The sequence below is a fragment of the Pseudoalteromonas sp. SCSIO_11900 genome (assembly GCF_000576475.1).
GTDB lineage: Bacteria > Pseudomonadota > Gammaproteobacteria > Enterobacterales > Alteromonadaceae > Pseudoalteromonas > Pseudoalteromonas tetraodonis.
Genome location: NZ_KK070023.1, coordinates 2,878,807 through 2,897,381 on the forward strand (window position 1 = coordinate 2,878,807; position 18,575 = coordinate 2,897,381).

Annotated in this window: 18 protein-coding genes and 1 pseudogene; 11 read left to right on the forward strand and 8 right to left on the reverse strand. The window is 40.3% G+C overall.

Annotation, left to right across the window (positions count from 1 at the left end):
• Positions 1-105 precede the first annotated feature (105 nt).
• Positions 106-945 (reverse strand): isopenicillin N synthase family dioxygenase, encoded by an 840-nt coding sequence (locus tag BG00_RS13310; RefSeq protein ID WP_036983125.1) that lies wholly within the window; start codon positions 943-945, stop codon positions 106-108.
• Between the two features lie 426 nt (positions 946-1,371).
• Between BG00_RS13310 and BG00_RS13315 the strand changes: the two genes are divergently transcribed.
• Entirely contained in the window at positions 1,372-2,574 is a 1,203-nt protein-coding gene (locus tag BG00_RS13315) for a bifunctional alpha/beta hydrolase/OsmC family protein (protein ID WP_036983127.1), read from the forward strand.
• A 71-nt stretch (positions 2,575-2,645) separates the two neighbouring features.
• Here the strand turns inward: BG00_RS13315 and BG00_RS13320 are convergent.
• Positions 2,646-3,384 (reverse strand): annotated as a pseudogene (locus BG00_RS13320) (alpha/beta hydrolase).
• A gap of 120 nt (positions 3,385-3,504) precedes the next feature.
• Here BG00_RS13320 and BG00_RS13325 point away from each other — a divergent pair.
• Positions 3,505-3,828, forward strand: a complete 324-nt coding sequence (locus tag BG00_RS13325) for a hypothetical protein (RefSeq protein WP_036983129.1) — start codon at positions 3,505-3,507, stop codon at positions 3,826-3,828.
• Positions 3,829-3,863: 35 nt separating this feature from the next.
• Here BG00_RS13325 and BG00_RS13330 read toward each other — a convergent pair whose 3' ends face one another.
• Both BG00_RS13330 and aspS read right to left on the reverse strand, forming a co-directional pair.
• Complete coding sequence (locus tag BG00_RS13330; protein WP_036983130.1) at positions 3,864-4,463, reverse strand: pentapeptide repeat-containing protein; 600 nt, start codon at positions 4,461-4,463, stop codon at positions 3,864-3,866.
• An 89-nt stretch (positions 4,464-4,552) separates the two neighbouring features.
• Positions 4,553-6,331, reverse strand: coding sequence for an aspartate--tRNA ligase (gene aspS / locus BG00_RS13335; protein ID WP_036983132.1), 1,779 nt, complete (start codon positions 6,329-6,331; stop codon positions 4,553-4,555).
• 237 nt (positions 6,332-6,568) lie between these two features.
• Here aspS and BG00_RS13340 point away from each other — a divergent pair, with 237 nt between their 5' ends.
• Together BG00_RS13340 and BG00_RS13345 are read left to right on the forward strand one after the other, a co-directional pair.
• Positions 6,569-7,417: a DUF72 domain-containing protein gene (locus tag BG00_RS13340; RefSeq protein ID WP_036983496.1), complete on the forward strand. Its 849-nt coding sequence runs from the start codon at positions 6,569-6,571 to the stop codon at positions 7,415-7,417.
• A gap of 27 nt (positions 7,418-7,444) precedes the next feature.
• On the forward strand, positions 7,445-7,945 hold the full coding sequence (locus BG00_RS13345; RefSeq protein ID WP_036983134.1) for a M48 metallopeptidase family protein: 501 nt from the start codon (positions 7,445-7,447) through the stop codon (positions 7,943-7,945).
• Positions 7,946-7,965: 20 nt separating this feature from the next.
• On the opposite strand, the gene BG00_RS13350 is transcribed toward BG00_RS13345, so the two are convergent.
• Both BG00_RS13350 and BG00_RS13355 read right to left on the reverse strand, forming a co-directional pair.
• Entirely contained in the window at positions 7,966-8,979 is a 1,014-nt protein-coding gene (locus BG00_RS13350) for a DUF5924 family protein (RefSeq protein WP_036983135.1), read from the reverse strand.
• Between the two features lie 119 nt (positions 8,980-9,098).
• Entirely contained in the window at positions 9,099-9,989 is an 891-nt protein-coding gene (locus BG00_RS13355) for a LysR family transcriptional regulator (protein ID WP_036983137.1), read from the reverse strand.
• A 122-nt stretch (positions 9,990-10,111) separates the two neighbouring features.
• Between BG00_RS13355 and BG00_RS13360 the strand changes: the two genes are divergently transcribed.
• The gene (locus BG00_RS13360; protein ID WP_036983139.1) at positions 10,112-11,368 is read left to right on the forward strand and encodes an adenylosuccinate synthase; all 1,257 of its coding nucleotides are present in this window, start codon (positions 10,112-10,114) and stop codon (positions 11,366-11,368) included.
• Positions 11,369-11,601: 233 nt separating this feature from the next.
• Positions 11,602-12,219: an EamA family transporter gene (locus tag BG00_RS13365; RefSeq protein ID WP_150111315.1), complete on the forward strand. Its 618-nt coding sequence runs from the start codon at positions 11,602-11,604 to the stop codon at positions 12,217-12,219.
• A 97-nt stretch (positions 12,220-12,316) separates the two neighbouring features.
• Here BG00_RS13365 and BG00_RS13370 read toward each other — a convergent pair whose 3' ends face one another.
• Entirely contained in the window at positions 12,317-13,003 is a 687-nt protein-coding gene (locus BG00_RS13370; protein WP_036983141.1) for a DUF3334 family protein, read from the reverse strand.
• A 117-nt stretch (positions 13,004-13,120) separates the two neighbouring features.
• Here BG00_RS13370 and cmoA point away from each other — a divergent pair, with 117 nt between their 5' ends.
• From cmoA to BG00_RS13395, 5 genes are all read left to right on the forward strand, one after another.
• Positions 13,121-13,846 (forward strand): carboxy-S-adenosyl-L-methionine synthase CmoA, encoded by a 726-nt coding sequence (gene cmoA, locus BG00_RS13375; RefSeq protein WP_036983143.1) that lies wholly within the window; start codon positions 13,121-13,123, stop codon positions 13,844-13,846.
• A gap of 12 nt (positions 13,847-13,858) precedes the next feature.
• A complete protein-coding gene (gene cmoB / locus BG00_RS13380) occupies positions 13,859-14,827 on the forward strand; it encodes a tRNA 5-methoxyuridine(34)/uridine 5-oxyacetic acid(34) synthase CmoB (protein WP_036983145.1) in 969 nt (322 codons plus the stop codon).
• Positions 14,828-15,024: 197 nt separating this feature from the next.
• Positions 15,025-16,077: a phosphoribosylformylglycinamidine cyclo-ligase gene (gene purM, locus BG00_RS13385; RefSeq protein WP_016899473.1), complete on the forward strand. Its 1,053-nt coding sequence runs from the start codon at positions 15,025-15,027 to the stop codon at positions 16,075-16,077.
• Entirely contained in the window at positions 16,077-16,724 is a 648-nt protein-coding gene (purN, locus tag BG00_RS13390; RefSeq protein WP_036983147.1) for a phosphoribosylglycinamide formyltransferase, read from the forward strand. Before purM ends, purN begins: the two co-directional genes overlap by 1 nt.
• Positions 16,678-17,475 carry a DUF3108 domain-containing protein gene (locus BG00_RS13395; protein ID WP_253861414.1) on the forward strand — a complete coding sequence of 266 codons (798 nt, stop codon included), beginning with the start codon at positions 16,678-16,680 and terminating at the stop codon, positions 17,473-17,475. Before purN ends, BG00_RS13395 begins: the two co-directional genes overlap by 47 nt.
• 113 nt (positions 17,476-17,588) lie before the next feature.
• On the opposite strand, the gene BG00_RS13400 is transcribed toward BG00_RS13395, so the two are convergent.
• Positions 17,589-18,353: a class II glutamine amidotransferase gene (locus tag BG00_RS13400; RefSeq protein ID WP_036983149.1), complete on the reverse strand. Its 765-nt coding sequence runs from the start codon at positions 18,351-18,353 to the stop codon at positions 17,589-17,591.
• Between the last annotated feature and the right edge of the window lie 222 nt (positions 18,354-18,575).

Below are 18,575 nucleotides of genomic sequence, written 5' to 3' on the forward strand. Positions count from 1 at the left end.
GAATGCATGCCATTATTTACTTTGTGCCAAATCAATACACACAAATACTAAAAAAGCGGCTAAACAGCCGCTTTTATTTACCTGAGCATTACAAATGCTAAAGGATTATTTTACACCTAACTCACGTAAACGCTCTTGTAAGTAGCTATCTGCTGTGTAGCGTTCCGATAACACCACATCTGGACGAGGGTGTAAAAACAATGGTAATGAAATACGTGATTTGGTTGTTGCTTTACCCGATGGATTAATAACACGGTGAATCGTTGATGGGAAGTAGCCACCCGATGCTTCTTGTAACATGTCACCAATATTAATAATTAGACTACCAAAATCACATGGCACGTCTAACCAATCGCCATCGGTTTTTTGTACTTGTAAACCCGGCTCGTTTGACGCTGGTAATACGGTTAATAAGTTAATATCACCGTGCGCAGCAGCACGAATAGCACCAGGCTCTTCATCACCTGTCATTGGCGGGTAATGTAAAATACGTAACAACGTTTGCTCAGATTGGGCAATCATATCTTTTAAATCGATAGAGAACTTAGCACGCACTTCTTCAGGCGCTTCAGCCTGAACCCAGCTTAATAATGTTGCCGCAAATTCATTAGCTAAACGGTAGTACTCACGCACATCAGTTTCTAATTGTGCAGGAACACGGCCTTTAGGGTAAACATGAAAGTACTCTTTAATGTCTTTTACTGTATGGCCTTTAGCTACTTCTGATACCGACGGTGGAAAATAACCATCTTGCGTTTCTTTTGAAAATAAAAACTCATGCTTTTGCTCTGAGTTAAAAAAGTCTTGCCAATTTTTATAAATAGACTCAACTAAAGATTGCGGAATAGGATGGTTTTTTAATACGCCAAAACCAGTATTTCTCAACGATTCAACAAATTGCGCAGCCGCATCGTCCGCTTTATAATCAACTGTAGGTAATTGCATGGTACATTCCAGTAAGTAGGTTGTTAGAAGCCATTTACCAATTCGCTTGAGAAAAGATCCACTAAATTAACTAAATATTACATGCTAACTACGCAAAAAAATTATATCTACTTGTTCTAGATAAGGTTTTTTAAACGCCGATAAACAACGACTTAATACATTAAATTAATCACAGGTTTATGCAAATTGGTATTACATTCAAATATAGCTGAACTACTTAATTCAAGTAATAAAGGCTGCATTTTTATGCTGTGCGAGGATAGACAAACCCCTTTGAAATTATAAGGACATATGTCCGCACTCAATTAGCAAGCCCTTTCTAGCTTGATCGAGATCAAAATAACGCTTGTATTGAATTTTCATCCCATCGTACCAATCTCTTATTTATCAGCACCACACACTTTATCAATTAGTTAAGGTATTCTCATGCGACAAAAAGTCTCTTTTATAAGCGGTGAATTAGAACTCGCTGGACAACTTGAACAGCCCTCTGGTGAGGTGAAATTTTATGCCTTATTTGCACACTGTTTTACCTGCTCTAAAGATGTAGCGGCTGCAACACGAATAAGCCGCGCACTCACTCAGCAAGGCATTGCTGTATTACGCTTTGATTTTACTGGGCTTGGTAATAGCGATGGTGACTTTGCCAACAGTAACTTTTCATCAAACATTCAAGACTTAGTGGCTGCTGCCAATCACTTAAGAACACACTTTAAAGCACCTCAGTTATTAATAGGTCACAGCTTAGGTGGTGCTGCGGTGCTTGCAGCAGCAGAGCACATACCCGAAGTGTCAGCTATTACGACTATAGGCGCGCCATCAGATGCCCAGCACGTTACCCATAATTTTGCTGCTCATTTAGATGAAATAAACCAATCGGGTGAAGCAAAAGTGTGTTTAGCTGGGCGTGAGTTTACGATTAAAAAGCAATTTATAGATGACATCGCCAAATACGATAACAGCCATATAGGCAAGCTTAAGCGTGCTTTGTTGGTTATGCACTCTCCTATTGATGCCACCGTGAATATTAGTGAAGCCGAAAAAATTTACGCCGCTGCCAAGCATCCAAAAAGCTTTATAAGTTTAGATAATGCCGATCACTTACTCAGCAATAAAGAAGACGCTAACTACACAGCCGATGTCATTGCTACGTGGGCTAATCGCTATGTTAAATACGAGAAAACACCCTATAGTGCAAAATTAACTAACGGCAGTGTATTAGTTGAAGAAAAAGATCATCAATTCACTCAGCACGTGAGTACTAAAAACCATACATGGCTTGCTGATGAGCCTACTGATGTTGGTGGTAAAAACTTAGGCCCAGACCCTTATGATCATTTACTCGCTGGGCTTGGAGCGTGTACTGCAATGACACTTCGCATGTATGCAAGTCGCAAAGAGTTACCGCTAGAGCATATAAAAGTAGAGCTTAACCATACCCGCAATTACAACCAAGATTGTGATGATTGCGAAAAAACCGGCAATCTAGAGGCCATTACCCGCAAAATAACCTTACAAGGAGATTTAACTGACGCTCAGCGAAATCGATTACTCGAAATAGCCGATAAATGCCCTGTGCATAAAACGCTTCATAATAGCCCTTTGGTGGTGAGTGAACTGGTAGAGTAACTTAAAACTAAAATAGCGCAGTAGGCCTGCGCTATTTTTAGGATTTTAATTTAAAAAGCTGACTGTATCGTTTAATTTTCTAAAAACGCCGCTACCTCTTTACTCATTCTATCCACCAGCCATTTAGGCCCGCCATCGTACATATCGTTATGACGTGATTCTGATATCAACGTTTGTGTAAAAGGATAAACAGTTAACTCTTGGTCGGTTAAAAGCACGTTCACATCGGTTGGGTAATCACTACCTCGAAGTGTGAGCACATGTATGTTTTTATTGCGTGGCAATAACATGCGGCGGTGATCGAGCGTAATTAGTTGGCTTACTTCACTTGGGTAAATAGCTGTATACAAGGCTGAGATATCTCCACCATTTGAGTGGTCAAATAAAGTGAGTTTTGTAAAATCATACTCAGGGTATTTAACACTTAGCTCATTAACTAAAAATTTTAGTGTTACAACACCCCGGTGCTAATTTTCCATACGGGTGGTCAAATAAGGCTGCGCATCATTAAGCGCAGGGTCACTTTTAAGCTCATGTGCTACCGCAATGCTTAAATAGCTTACTTACAAAGGTGTATTCATTGTGGCTAATGCCATATCCCGCATTTACAAATACCACTGGGCATTTGACTTGCGCGCTGCACTTAAGGTGGTTAGTTGGTAGGGTAATATTTACAGGTATAGAGCGATTACGACTATCATCAATCACTACATCGTCTTGGGCATAACTTTATGATGCAAATAGCGAAGCACTTAAAGTAAGCGCACTTAATATTAAACGCTCTTTTATAATTTTTAAAATGCATTTCATTGTATTATCTATATATTTTTAAGTAGTATTAATTTTTATTATAAAGGTTAGCGCGCGCCTTTGCTAATTTGTGCGATAATAGCGATTATTGTTTTACTATTATCGCAAAAGAATCCATTCATGAAATCATATAGCAGCATTGAACAACGCATCGACATTCTACAAAGCAGAATTGAAGCCTACCAAGAAGAAATTAAAGTGTTACAAGCCGAGCCGAAAAGTAACAACGAACGCATTATTTTTAAGTTTATTGAAACCGGCAGTACAGGTAAAACCAAAGACTTTGTGAGAGAGCTTGGGATTAAATCACCGCGCGATAGCTTATATTCATCAGGTGATGTAACTAAACTGATTAAAGATGGCGCTGATGATATTTCGCCTGAGCTACTGAGCATAGCCCGCTCACTTGCTAGTGCACGTAACAAAAATGGCCCTGCTTGCTAATAGTAAATACACGTATTAGCCGTAAGCTCTTGCGGCTAATCAACCAGCTCGATATCAAGTCCTGTTAATAGATTTAACGCTTCAAGCCGTTCAAACTTTGCATTACTCACATCATTGTTTGTTATATCAATATTAAATTGCGTTGCGCCAACAAAATTTGCTTTTCTCACATTAGTTTGATGAAACAGGCTGTCTCTAAAATCAGTATCCGAGAAGTTGCTTTGAGCTAAGTTAGCGTGTCTAAAATCGACATCTTTGGCAAAACAGTTCGTCATTGTTAAGGCTTTTAACTGTAATTCAAAAAACGAACTATGGCTCAGCTCACACTGTTTAAAACTCACCGGTGACGTTAGCGCTAATTGCGGCCAATTTACTTGCCCCCACACTATGCTATTGAGTTTACAATTTGCAAAGCTCACCTCTTCTAGCGAGCTGTAATTCCAGTTAAGCTCACTCAAATTACAGTTTATAAACTCACACTCTATAAACCGACAGGCACTAAATTGACTGTGACTAAAATCGCAATCAATAAACTGACATTGTTCAAACTCAATATCGCTAAAGCGCTTTGCATTTGCTGTAAAGTTTGAAAATGACTGATCAAAATAATGACTTTCTTTAAATAGCTCGCTCATAAAAATAAAGCACCTAAATTGGGTTTTGCCAAACAAAAAAACCCTTAGGTATTTAGCCTAAGGGGTTTTTATCTAACTAAAAATTAGCTTTATTCTGCGCTTGGTAATTCTTTCTCAACTACACTAATTGCAAGCTCTGTCAGCGAATCGTTGTTAGCTTTGCTTGGTGCATCGGTTAATAAACACGATGCTTGTGTGGTTTTAGGGAAAGCAATAACGTCACGAATGTTATCAGTACCACATAACAACATAACTAAACGGTCTAAACCGAACGCTAAACCTGCATGCGGCGGTGTGCCGTATTTAAGTGCGTCAAGTAAGAAACCAAATTTATCTTGCTGCTCTTGCGCTTCAATACCTAAAATTCTAAATGCCGCTTCTTGCATATCTGCATTGTGAATACGTACCGAGCCACCGCCCACTTCGTAGCCGTTTAATACCATATCGTAAGCATCTGAAATAGCCGCTGCTGGGTTTGCTTCAAGCTCACTGGCACTAATATCTTTTGGTGCAGTAAATGGATGGTGTACAGCGTGTAATGTGCCTTCGTCATCTTCTTCAAACATTGGGAAGTCAACAACCCAAAGTGGTGCCCAGCTATCTAAATTAGTGATTTCTAAATCAATACCAATTTTTAAACGAAGTGCGCCCATGGCTTCATTTACGGTGTTGCGTTTATCCGCACCAAATAAAATGATATCGCCTGTTTGTGCATTAGTACGTTCAAGTAACTGCGTGATCACATCTTCATTTAAGAATTTAGCGATTGGCGATTGTACGCCCTCAACGCCTGCATCGCGGTCATTTACTTTCATCCATGCTAAACCTTTAGCACCGTAAATACCGATAAACTTAGTGTAGTCATCTAGTTGCTTACGAGAAAGTGATGCGCCACCTGGTACCGTTAGTACTGCAACACGGCCTTTTTCATCATTTGCTGGACCTGAGAATACTTTAAACTCTACGTCTTTTACTAAATCGGCTACATCAATTAGCTTCATTGGGTTACGTAAGTCTGGCTTATCAGAACCATATAAGCTCATTGCTTCAGAGTAAGGCATAACTGGGAAATCACCTAAATCAATATTTAGTAATGACTGCCACATTTCACGAATCATTTTTTCAGTTATACCGCGTACTTGATCAGAGCTCATGAACGAGGTTTCTAAATCTATTTGAGTAAATTCAGGTTGACGGTCTGCACGTAAGTCTTCATCACGGAAACATTTAACAATTTGGTAGTAACGGTCAAAACCCGACATCATCAACAATTGCTTAAATAACTGTGGCGACTGCGGTAATGCGTAAAAGCTACCTTTGTGTACTCGACTTGGCACTAAGTAATCACGTGCACCTTCTGGCGTTGCTTTAGTTAGTACTGGCGTTTCGATATCTAAAAAGCCATTTTCATCTAAAAAGCGACGTACAAAGCTACTTGCTTTAGCACGTAATTTAATACGGTCGCTCATTTCTAAACGACGTAAATCTAAGTAACGATATTTTAAACGACGCTCTTCTGAGTTTGTTTGATTAAAATCAAGCGGAAGCGGCTCAGAGCGGTTGATAATAGTTAGCTCAGTACCTAAAATTTCTACTTCGCCGGTTGCCATATCTTTATTTACTTGGCTGTCTGGGCGTGCACGAACAACCCCTTTTAACTGCACACAAAATTCTTGACGAAGTTTGTTAGCTGTTTCCATTAATCCTTCAACTTCCGGATCGAATACAACTTGTACTAAACCTTCTCTATCGCGTAAATCGACAAAGATAAGTCCACCAAGGTCACGTCGTTTGTTGATCCAGCCACATAGTTCAACTTCCTGATCTACGTGAGTTTTATTTAGCTGTCCGCAGTATATAGAGCGCATAGTTTTCCTGTCAGATAAAAGGCATATAGCGGTTAAACACTGTTGTTTTAAAAGTTTTTATAAACACCAAAATGAAAATAAAGCCGCTAGCAATTCAAAATAATCAAATTAAGCCCTGCATTATACCCAAGTAGGTTGAAGATGCTAGGGCGTGTTTACCTTTCGGGGTGGAATTTACAGCGCACTGTTTTGTTATTTGTTACACTACCGGCACTTTATATCAAGGCTTTTGTTTGTATGCTATATATTGGATGCCCGCAGTGGTCGAGCAGCGCATGGAAAGGAAATTTATTTTCACGCCAGTGTAAAAATGCCGATATGCTTAGCGAATATGCGCAGCATTTTAATTCGGTAGAAGGTAACACCAGTTTTTATGCCGATCCCTCGCCTGACACCGTATTACGATGGGCTGCCAGTGTACCCGATGAGTTTAAATTTACCTTTAAGTTTCATCAGCGCTTTAGTCACGAACTCCAACTTACTAACGTGCAAAATGAGCTAACTAATTGGCTTAATTTATTCGCCCCTCTATTTGAAAAAACAGGGCAAATAATGCTGCAATTACCTAAAGCGTTTGCGCCACAACATTTAACTAAGCTTGCCGCTTTTATTGAGTTACTTCCTAAAGAGCTAAACTATGGGGTTGAGGTACGCCACCCTGATTTTTTCAAAAAAGGTGAGGCCGAAATCGCACTTAATCAGCTTTTAATGGCAAATAATATAAACCGTATTGCTATGGATACTCGGGCGCTCTTTGCAGTAAAGCCAACCACCGAAGCGCTAATAGACGCCCAACAAAAAAAGCCCCACTTACCAGTTCACGCTATTGCTACGGGCTCGCAGCCTATGGCGCGCTTCGTTATTGCTAACTTAGAAAACGATTATAAGACCTTTTATCAGCCTTGGCTTAGCAAAGTAACCCAGTGGCTAAATGAGGGCAAAAGCCCCTATGTGTTTTTTCATACGGCTGATAACCGCGAAGCGCCTTTACTGGCTCGCCAGTTTTGCCAAGATTTGGGGTATAATCACAACGTACTCAATCCATTTAGTGGCGAGAAAGAAGCCCACCAGCAAGCACTTTTTTAAAAATAAATTCAAAATACAGAGACAATAATGAGTGAATACGCACGTTACTTTACCGGCTACCCTGCCAATATCGTTGAGCAAGTATTAAGATTAATAAAAGCAGGAAAGGTAAGTGAGTATTTACTTAAAAAGTACCCGCAGGCGCATCGCATTACCAGTGATAAGTTACTGTATAGCTACGCCACTGAGCTTAAAAAACAGTATTTAAAAAATGCACCGCCGTTTGGCCGCGCAGCATTTAAAAAACAAGGCGATATGGTCACCAATGCACTCGGAACACACACGTATCGTATGCAAGGTAAAACCCGTAAGCACGATTTAGCTATCAACAGCGATTTACTACACGCACCGGAACCATTATTAAAAGCATTAGTGGTGCACGAACTCGCGCATTTTAAAGAAAAAGATCATAACAAAGGCTTTTATAAATTATGCTGCCATATGGAGCCGCAGTACCATCAGCTAGAACTAGATTTGCGTATGTTTTGCGTGTTAGTTGAGCAAAATAACAACCCTTATTCACCCTAACGTATTTATAAGCCTATCAATTATGAACCCACTGTAAATTTAGCTAATCCTATTAGCTGCCCTGATTCAGTAACAACCTGTACTTGCCATTTCCCAGCTGGATCTGCTGGAAAGTTCATTTTGTGGGTCCATGCTCTATAGCCTTGCTCTCGTCCACCTGTAATATTTAATGCAATTCGATCTACGACTTGGTTATTAAGGGTCCAAACATGAAAAATCTTTTCGTTTAACCCTCTTGGCGCTTTTACCGCTGTCCAACTATATAAACCTTCACGTCTTAATGTATCTACATCTAACACCTTAACGTTACCGATGGGCTTGCGTTGCTGAATATCGACTTCATGGGATAACGTGATATCAGTTAAGCGCAACGCTGCTGGCGGTACCCAGCTACGTAGCTGCCATAAACCAACACTAAGTGCACTCAATAATACAACTAACAAAGGAAAACGCCACCAACGCGCGTTAGGCATTAAGTTACCTAAGCTAGGAATGGTAAAAATAATGGCAGTGATCAAGGCTATCTCTATGCTTTGGCTTGTCGTAAGGTTAAGTAAAATTGGTAAAGTGACTGAAATGGCCACAAACAATGCAAAGTTATGAAATACCGTAAAGAGAACACTGTGTTTAGCTAATTTTTTATAATACAGTGGATCAACAACTGATATAAACGCACAGAGAATAATTAACGAAGTAAATATAGCTTGCGGATGATTCCAAGAAGTCGCCGCGAGAAAAAATGGCAGCGCAAAAAAAAGGCTTTCCTGTTGCACCATTTGCAAAGCAAAGCGCATAACATTAGGAGAAATAGCCACGCCAAAACGTTGCTCAACTTTATCACGTAGCCAGTTATCAACAATCAACCATAGCCAACTAACTATCAACAATATGGCAATAATTTGCGAGAATGACTCTTTACGTTCAACCAATACATAACTTGCGACCCCACTACAAAACGCAAATACTGCCAATAAACCAGGCCGCTGTTGCATCATAATTATAAATTTTGTTATTAAATTCTTAAAATAGCTCATTCAGTAGAGAGTCCGCATAAATCTGTAATAATTGTAGCTTTAAAGCCACCAGCACTGCACCTTAATATATGCATGAAAACTTTACACTTTTTGTTGTGAAAATTAACTAATACCGCTTGTTAGCGATAACTACGTGAGATCTCTTCACTCACCCAATGTAGCAATTGTTTTATCGCTTTTGATAGCACCTGATTTTGCCGCACAATGTAGCCTAGACTGGTGGTTGGAAACTTGGGTAAGGCGGTGACTGTAGTGGTTAAATTTGCTTTACTGCGCAGTGAAAACTCCGGCACAATCGCAACACCAAAGCCCGCTTCAGCCCAATCAATTTGTGCATCCACACTGCCCACTTCCATTACCCGATAATTCGGTAAGTTTAAAGACGGTAATGCGCTATCAAGTAACTCTCTTGTACGCGTATCATGGCCGAGTAAAATTAATGTTGGCGGCTCAGTCAGCGTTATAGTGTTGTTATTTTTAGCTTGCTGCCATAGCTGTAAATGATTACCTAGCGCACACCACTTTATCTGCTGCAATTGCGTAAAATGCAGTGGTTCACTTTCTTTTTGCGCAATAACAAAACCAAGATCAGCCTCCGCACTTTTCACCAACGCCGATGCTTGTGATGAGGTAGTATTGAGCAAAGTAAAGTCAATTCCTGGAAACTGACGTTTAAATAGCTGGAACGGCTCAATCAACAACAACCGAGAAATAATATCACTTGCAGCAATCGTTAGGGTGCCTTGGCGTAGATCATTTATCGCATTTAAATCAGACTGGCAAACCTGTAATTCCCACAAAGTTTTTTGCCCAGACTGCAATAGCCGTAAACCTGCTTGCGTCAAACTAAACGGATTACGCTCGATCAGTTTCGCCCGTGTCATTTTTTCTAGTTGCTTAATGTGCAAGCTAACATTGGGCTGTGTCATATGCAGCGCATTGGCGGTTTTACCAAAATGCTTTAGTTGTGCTAATGTGACAAAGGTTTTTAACCAATGAATATCTAACATCTTGATGACCTTAACTATCTAAAATCGATATGAAATTCTTATCAGGATAATAATTATAATTAATTTCTCTTATTTAGATAGTGCGCATACCATATTCATTCAATCAATTTGGAGAGAAATTTATGCCGTCAATTGTTGTTGTAGGTGCAAACTGGGGTGATGAAGGCAAGGGCCGCATCGTCGATTTTTTAGCAGAGGATGCATCTGCAAGTATTCGCTTTCAAGGTGGTAACAACGCCGGCCATACCGTTGTGAATGAGTTTGGTACGTTTAAATTACACCAATTACCAAGTGGTATTTTTAATCCTGATTGTATTGCCGTATTAGGCCCTGGCATGGTGATAAGCCCTGGCGCATTAAGCGAAGAAATCGCTGAAGTTAAAACCGCTGGCGTTGAGGTAAAACTGTGCATTTCTGATCGTGCAACCCTGTGTTTACCGCTACACGCTCTTGAAGATACACTTGAAGAAGTACGTTTAGGTGATGCCGCTTACGGCTCAACTCGCCAAGGTATTGCCCCTGCATACGGCGACCGAGTAATGAAAAAAGGCATTTTAGTTGGTTGGTTAAATCAACCAGAGGTTTTATTAGAGCGTATTCAATTTATGCTTGATTGGAAAATGCCACAGCTAAAAGCCCTTTACCCAAGCTGTGATTTTTCACAAACAGCTGAACAAATGACTGAGTGGTTATTAGCTGTCAGCGCTCCTTGGCGTGAATTTATTTGTAATGTAACAGAGCCTTTAAAAGCGCTACAAAAGCAAGATGCAAACTTATTATTTGAAGCGCAACTAGGCGCTGGCCGTGATTTAGTTTATGGCGAATACCCTTATACTACATCATCAAACGTCACTGCCGCCTATGCAGGAATTGGCAGCGGTTTACCGGCACTGAGACCTGAACGTGTTATTGCAGTAGCTAAATCGTTTAGTTCATCTGTTGGCACAGGTACACTCGTTACCGCAATGGCGGAGCAAGAGAATTTTCGCGAAAGCGCCAATGAGTATGGTGCAGTAACTGGTCGCCCACGTGATATGGGTTATTTTGATGCTGTTGCCACGCGTAATGGAGTTGAACTACAAGCTGCTACTGAAATTGCATTAACTAAAATTGATTGCCTATCGGGCATGACGGATTTAAAAATCTGTGTTGGTTATGCAGGCGATCACAGCGAAAATCCTATTTGGCCACAAACAGCCGCTTTAACGCCAATCTATGAAAGCATGCCAGCGTGGGATGAAGATATTACCGGTTGTCGTACTTTTGACAGTCTGCCTGCGGCCGCTCAGCACTATGTTGAACGCATCGAAGCACTGATGGGCGTGCCTGTGAGTATGGTGTCTGTGGGCCCTGAGCGTGAGCAAATGATTATCCGCTAAACACTCAATGACTATAACCCAAGTGCTTATATAAACGGCTTGGGTTAGACGCTAGGCAATTGCAGCTCCTCATCCACTATCTAAAAATTTTTTGAGTTCGTTATTCAAAAATATAAATCATTTCATCATAAAGTAATTGATTATCACCACAAGTGTATTTAAAGCACATTTAAACTCGATTTAACGCGTTCTAGTACAACGGTGGTTCTAAATGATTTGATATTATCGTTTTCATGAAAAAAATTATCACAAATATCTTCTATATACCGACTATGCAAATCTCTACTAAAACTTCATTAGGCGTTACTTTAAATATAATTTCATCAGCACTTTTTGCACTAATGTTTGCTTACACTTCACTGTTAAATGAACTTCAAGGTCATGAAACAGATGGTTGGCGGGTTTTATTTACGATGCCATTTTTAACTGTTTTTATTCTACTAAAAGGTTGCTGGCCACTTGTACTCGGCATATATACGAGGATGCGATATGAAAAGTATTTTTGGCTAACACGGCTCCTTTCATCTTTTTTAGTTGGTGCACAATTATGGCTATTCATGTGGGCACCCGTAAATGGATATGGTCTAGCGGTTTCATTAGGTTACTTTATCATGCCAATTACTATGGTAATTATCGGACGGCTTGCTTTTCAAGAGCGTTTAACCCCGCATCAAAAAGTAGCGTGTTTATTTGCTCTGATAGCTATTATAAATCTATTAATTGTTTCTCAATCAGTTTTGTGGCCGGTTTGGGTCGTATGCATAGGTTACCCTATTTATTTTTGGCTACACAAAAAAACCAACACTAATAACATTAGTTGCTTTTTATATCGCAACGAGATTTACCAATAATTACTTAAGGCAATAACCCTCATAAACCAAAAAGCGCAAGGTAAACTCGCGCTTTTATTGTGTTATTTAAAGCTTAAAGTTTTAAAGCTTCGTAGCTTTACAAACCAAGCTCGGCCATAAAGTCGTCATCTGCATCACTGGCTTTTGCATCGTCCGCAGCTTTTTGTTTTTCTGCTTTATGCTTTGCTTCGTTTTCGATGATGTCATCAGGGTCTACTGCTTCGATAATATCAAAGTCATGTAGCTTGATGAACTCTGTTTTATCCATCGCTAACTCTAAATAGAAGATATTTTGCTTGCTCGTGGTGAAGGTTACACGACGTGCTTGTGGTCTATCCATAGTGGTATCAACCGATATTTGCACTTGTTTATTAATAGCCATCATTTTTGGCTGATTTTGGGTAATAGAGGTATGCAGCTGTTCACGCACTTTTGACGTGAAGTCGCCCACTATTTGGTTCATCAGCTCGCCCATTACATTTGAAACGTCATCTGATAAATGACTGTGGGCAATTTCTTCTTCTGGCATGCCCATGTTGCGCATGTAATCGCCGTAAATTTCCATTGCGGCTTGCGCTGTAAAATTAGTTACAACCAACCCTGTAAAGCCACCATCAAATAATACAAAACAGCCAATATCTGGGCGCATACAAGTGCGCGTTATTTTTTGCACCATAGCCGAGTAGCTAATTTCATTACCACTGGCTGATGATAGTACCTCCGTCACTGAATGACATAGGGTTGCTAATATATCGTCTGTGCTAATTACCTTACTTTTGCTCATTTAACGTTCTCTTTTATACTTACTTATTCATAATTCTAGCCAAGCTACTGAATTTATCACTGACTATCCAGTATAAAATGTTAAAATAGTGCCATTATTTTTAAAGAGACTGCCTTAGTGAGTATAAAAGACAGTATTTACGCCTCTGAGCAACAAGTAAAAGATTTTAGCTTTGACCAAAATGTGGTTGAGGTTTTTCCGGATATGATCCAGCGCTCTGTGCCTGGATACGCCACCATTGTCAGCACTATGGGTAAATTGGCGGGAGAATATGCGCAAAGTAATTCAAACCTTTACGACTTAGGTTGCTCGCTTGGTGCGGTTACTCTAAGTATGCGCCGTAATATTCGTACCGACAACTGCCATATTATTGCTGTAGATAACTCACAAGCTATGGTTGAGCGCTGCAAGGTTCATTTACAAGGCTTTAAATCAGACGTGCCGGTTACAGTAACTTTGGGCGATATTAACGAGCTTGAGATTCAAAATGCGTCGGTTGTGGCCATGAACTTTACCTTGCAATTTATTCCGCCTTTACAGCGCCAAGCCGTGCTTGAAAAAATTTACGCTAACTTAAAACCCGGTGGCGTACTACTCCTTAGCGAAAAAATTAAAGCCGAAAACGAGCAGTGCGATAACCTATTAATTGATTTGCACCACGACTTTAAACGTCACAATGGCTACTCAGAGCTTGAAATAAGCCAAAAACGTACAGCCATTGAAAACGTAATGCGCCCCGATACGCTGAGCACGCACTTTAATCGTTTAAGCGAGATTGGTTTTAGCCAAACGCAGGTGTGGTATCAATGTTTTAATTTTTGCTCAATGGTAGCAATTAAATAAAAAGAGTAATGTATGTCTCAATGGTTTAACCAATTTTACGCAGCAATTGCACAAAGCCCGCTTAGCCACTGGCTAGAAACCCTGCCCGGTCAATTAAAACATTGGCAAAACGAGGCAAGCCATGGTGATTTACCAAAATGGCAAAAAGTACTTAAAAATTTGCCTGAAGTAAAAACAACCCACGTTGATATTGCTACTAAAGTAGAAATTGGCGCACCGGGTGAGATGAGCGAAGGCGAGCAAAAACAAGCTACGCATTTATTAAAACGCATGATGCCATGGCGAAAAGGTCCCTTTACTGTACATGGTATTGAAATAAACACCGAATGGCGCAGTGACTGGAAATGGGATCGACTTCTGCCGCATATTGAGCCATTAAAAGGCCGTACTGTATTAGATATTGGTTGTGGCTCTGGGTATCACCTATGGCGTATGCGCGGTGAAGGTGCTCAGTTTGTAGTGGGTATTGACCCATCTGACTTATTTTTATGTCAGTTTCAGGCAATTAAACACTTTAACCCAGATGAAAACGTGCATTTGTTACCATTAGGTGTAGAAGCCCTGCCAGAGCTCAAAGCGTTTGATACGGTATTTTCAATGGGGGTGCTTTATCATCGTCGTTCCCCTATCGACTTTTTAGCGCAATTAAAAGCACAGCTTCGCCCAGGCGGAGAACTCGTGCTTGAAACATTAGTGATTGAAGGCGATGAAAACACCGTATTAGTACCGACCGACCGCTACGCGAAAATGCGTAATGTATGGTTTATTCCAAGCACTGCGGCATTAAAATTGTGGATGGAACGTGTTGGCTTTAAAGATGTGCAGATTAAAGATTGTGCTATTACAACGCTCGACGAGCAGCGTAAAACTGACTGGATGGAAAACGAATCTTTAGTTGACTTTTTAGACCCCGCTGACACCAGTAAAACCATTGAAGGCTACCCTGCACCACTTAGAGCGATACTTACAGCTAAAGCCTAATTCGTAGTATTAATTTTTTATTTCCATATTAAAAAGCGCCATTGGGCGCTTTTTTTGTTTACTAATACAGCAACTAGCGGACAAGTGTCCTTGTCTTTAAAATCAAATTCAGATTTCAACTAGCCGCGCCCTTGCAATTGTTGTAAAATACGCGCGTTTCTAAGTAAGCATCAAAACAACTATTTTGAGGAAAACCTGTGAGCGAACAAAAACAGTCTCTAAGCTATAAAGACGCGGGCGTAGATATCGACGCTGGTAATGCTCTTGTTGAGCGTATTAAAGGCGTAGTTAAAAAAACTCGTCGTCCTGAAGTGATGGGCGGAATTGGTGGTTTTGGCGCACTTTGCGAAATTCCTGAAGGTTATAAGCAACCCGTACTTGTAGCAGGCACCGATGGTGTAGGCACTAAGTTACGTTTAGCAATTGACCTTAAAAAGCACGATACTGTAGGTATCGACTTAGTTGCGATGTGTGTAAATGATTTAATAGTACAAGGCGCTGAACCCCTGTTTTTTCTAGATTACTATGCAACGGGTAAACTAGATGTAGACACAGCAGCCGACGTAGTAACCGGTATTGGTAAAGGTTGTGAAATTTCAGGTTGTGCCCTAATTGGTGGCGAAACAGCTGAAATGCCAGGTATGTATGATGGTGAAGACTACGACATGGCAGGCTTTTGTACAGGTGTGGTAGAAAAATCAAAAATTATTGATGGCACTAAAGTAGCTGCAGGCGATCAACTTATTGCCCTTGCATCTAGCGGTCCTCACTCAAATGGTTTCTCTTTAATTCGTAAAGTTTTAGAAGTCTCTAACGCTGATACTAATCAAGTGATTGATGGCAAAACCTTAGGTGAGCACCTTTTAGAACCAACACGTATTTACGTTAAACCATTACTTGAGTTGTTCAAGCAAGTAGACGTGCATGCCCTTTCGCATATTACTGGTGGCGGTTTTTGGGAAAATATCCCACGCGTATTACCTGAATCTGCTAAAGCGGTTGTTAAAGGTGATAGCTGGCAATGGCCAAGTGTGTTTAGCTGGTTGCAAGAAAACGGCAACATTACAACACACGAAATGTACCGCACATTTAACTGTGGTGTAGGCATGGTGTTAGTTGTACCTGCGGATGAGCTTGAAAATAGCTTAAATATCTTAAAAGATCTTGGCGAGAACGCATGGCACCTTGGTGAAATCCAAGATGCAGTTGCTGGCGAAGAGCAAGTTGAAATTGTAGGTGGTGCTGCGTAATGGCACCCACTCGTCTAGTAGTTTTGATCTCAGGCAGTGGCTCAAATTTACAAGCCATTATAGACGCCTGTGAAAGCGGCGAGATAAACGCCAATATAGCGGCTGTTATTAGTAACAAAGCAGACGCTTATGGGTTAGAGCGTGCAAAAAGTGCAGGTATTGCCACACACGTGCTGAGTCATAAAGAGTTTGACTCACGCGAAGCGTACGATGCCCAGTTAATGCATATAATTGACTCTTTTGAACCAAATCTAGTTGTATTAGCTGGGTTTATGCGTATTCTAACTCCTAACTTAGTGCAAAAATATGTTGGAAAAATGTTGAACATTCATCCATCTTTGTTGCCTAAGTACCAGGGGCTGAATACCCACCAAAGAGCAATTGATGCAAAAGACGACGTTCACGGCGTTAGTGTTCACTTTGTAACTGAAGAATTAGACGGCGGACCCGTTATTCTTCAAGCCAAAGTGCCTGTATTTGCAGACGATACAGCAGACACGCTCGCTAAGCGTGTGCATGCGCAAGAGCACATAATTTATCCTTTGGTGATCAAGTGGTTCAGTGAACAACGACTTACGATGGAAGCAGATTATGCAGTTCTTGACGAAAAACAACTTCCTGCACACGGCGCGCACTACCCAAAATAAAAAATTAAGTGCCTTGCTATTATGTGCGGGCACTTTATTACTTCCTACCAGCCTGATTGCAGGTGAGTTAACCCAGTATCAAGCCAGCTACGATATTTTGCGCAAAGGCGCAAATCATGGTAAAGCCGAGCGGACGCTTAAAAAACTCGATAATAATGACTACCAAGTCACTTACCATAGCGATATTGAATGGATGATTTTCTCTGACTCACGTCAAGAGTCATCAACTTTTAGCTTTGCTAACGATAAAGTAGAGCCTATTCAGTACGCTATGATCCGCACGGGGACTGGGCCTGACAAAAAGTATGAAATTAACTTTGATCGTCAAACACAAACTGTCACCAGTAACACCAGCGACTACCCGCTAAAATGCCAATGGCATGACAACTTCCAAGATGGTATTTCTTATCAAGTGCAAGTTCGAGAAGGACTTAAAAAAGGAAAAACCAGTTTTTCGTTTCCACTGGTTGATAAAAAAGGTAATTGCCGTGACTACGACTTTGAAGTGGTAGAAACCGAAATGATTTCCTTACCGATTGGTAACGTAGAAGCCATTAAAGTAAAACGTTTATACGACAATGACAAACGCCAAGCTTTAGCCTGGTTTGCCCCAGAAATGGATTATATGCTTGTGCGCATGTGGAAAGGTGAAAAAGGTGTGGAACAGTTTGAAGTGCAGATGAAATCGTTTACCGTGATCAATCCACCGGCTTTACCTGCACAAGTTAAAAACGAAATAACCCCCAAATAAATTACTTACAAGATGCAATACGAAACGCCCAAGTGTGATAACCATAACTTGGGCTTTTCATTTCAATACTTAAATTTGAAACTTTAAGTTGGGTTTCGTTTTACTCTACCAACCTACATTAATTCACCCATTTTAAATAACGCAAACTCTCCTGGCTGCATTTTTTGCCAGCGTTCATCGTTGGTTAGCGGCCTTGTTGCTATCACAGTTACCACATCGTTTGGCGTGGTTTCTTGTTGAAAGTCGACCACCATATCAGCATCAATAAGTGTTGCTTTACCAAATGGCGCACGGCGCGTTATATAATGTAAATTATTAGTACAATACGCTAAAACAAATACACCATCGGTCAATAACATATTAAACACGCCTTTTTCACGTAGCGTATGCGAAAGCTTAGCCGCATATCTAAAAACCGACGCCATATTACTTGGTCGCTGCGGGTACTTTTCACGAATTTTTTCAAGCAACCAGCAAAATGCCAACTCGCTATCGGTATTACCCACAGGTCGATAATATTCAGGTTTTAAATCATGATAATTTGAAAGCTGCCCGTTATGAGCATAGGTTATTTCACGCCCCCACAACTCACGAGTAAACGGATGAGTATTTTCAAGACATACCCGACCTCGATTTCCTTGGCGAATGTGGCTAATAACTGATACGCTTTTAATCGGATAAGCTTTAACTAATTTAGCTATTTCTGACTGGTAACTTGGCTCGGGATCTTTAAAGGTTCTACAACCTTTGCCTTCATAAAAAGTAATGCCCCAGCCGTCTTTATGTGGCCCCGTATTTCCCCCACGCTCCAACAACCCTGAAAAACTAAAACAAATATCCGTTGGCACATTGGCTGACATGCCAAGTAATTCACACATAAAATAAATAAACCTTTAAAAAGCTAAACATAGAATATCGTTCTATTTTTAATAAGCGTACACTGATCATCATAAGTATATTTACTTAATTAAACTTATATTACTACTAGATTAATTGATTTTTTTAACGCTTATATTTTTTATGATAAGCCAAAATAAACCATTACAGTTAAACTGTTCGTATAACATACAACGCATTGTAATAATCGTACCGATAACTAC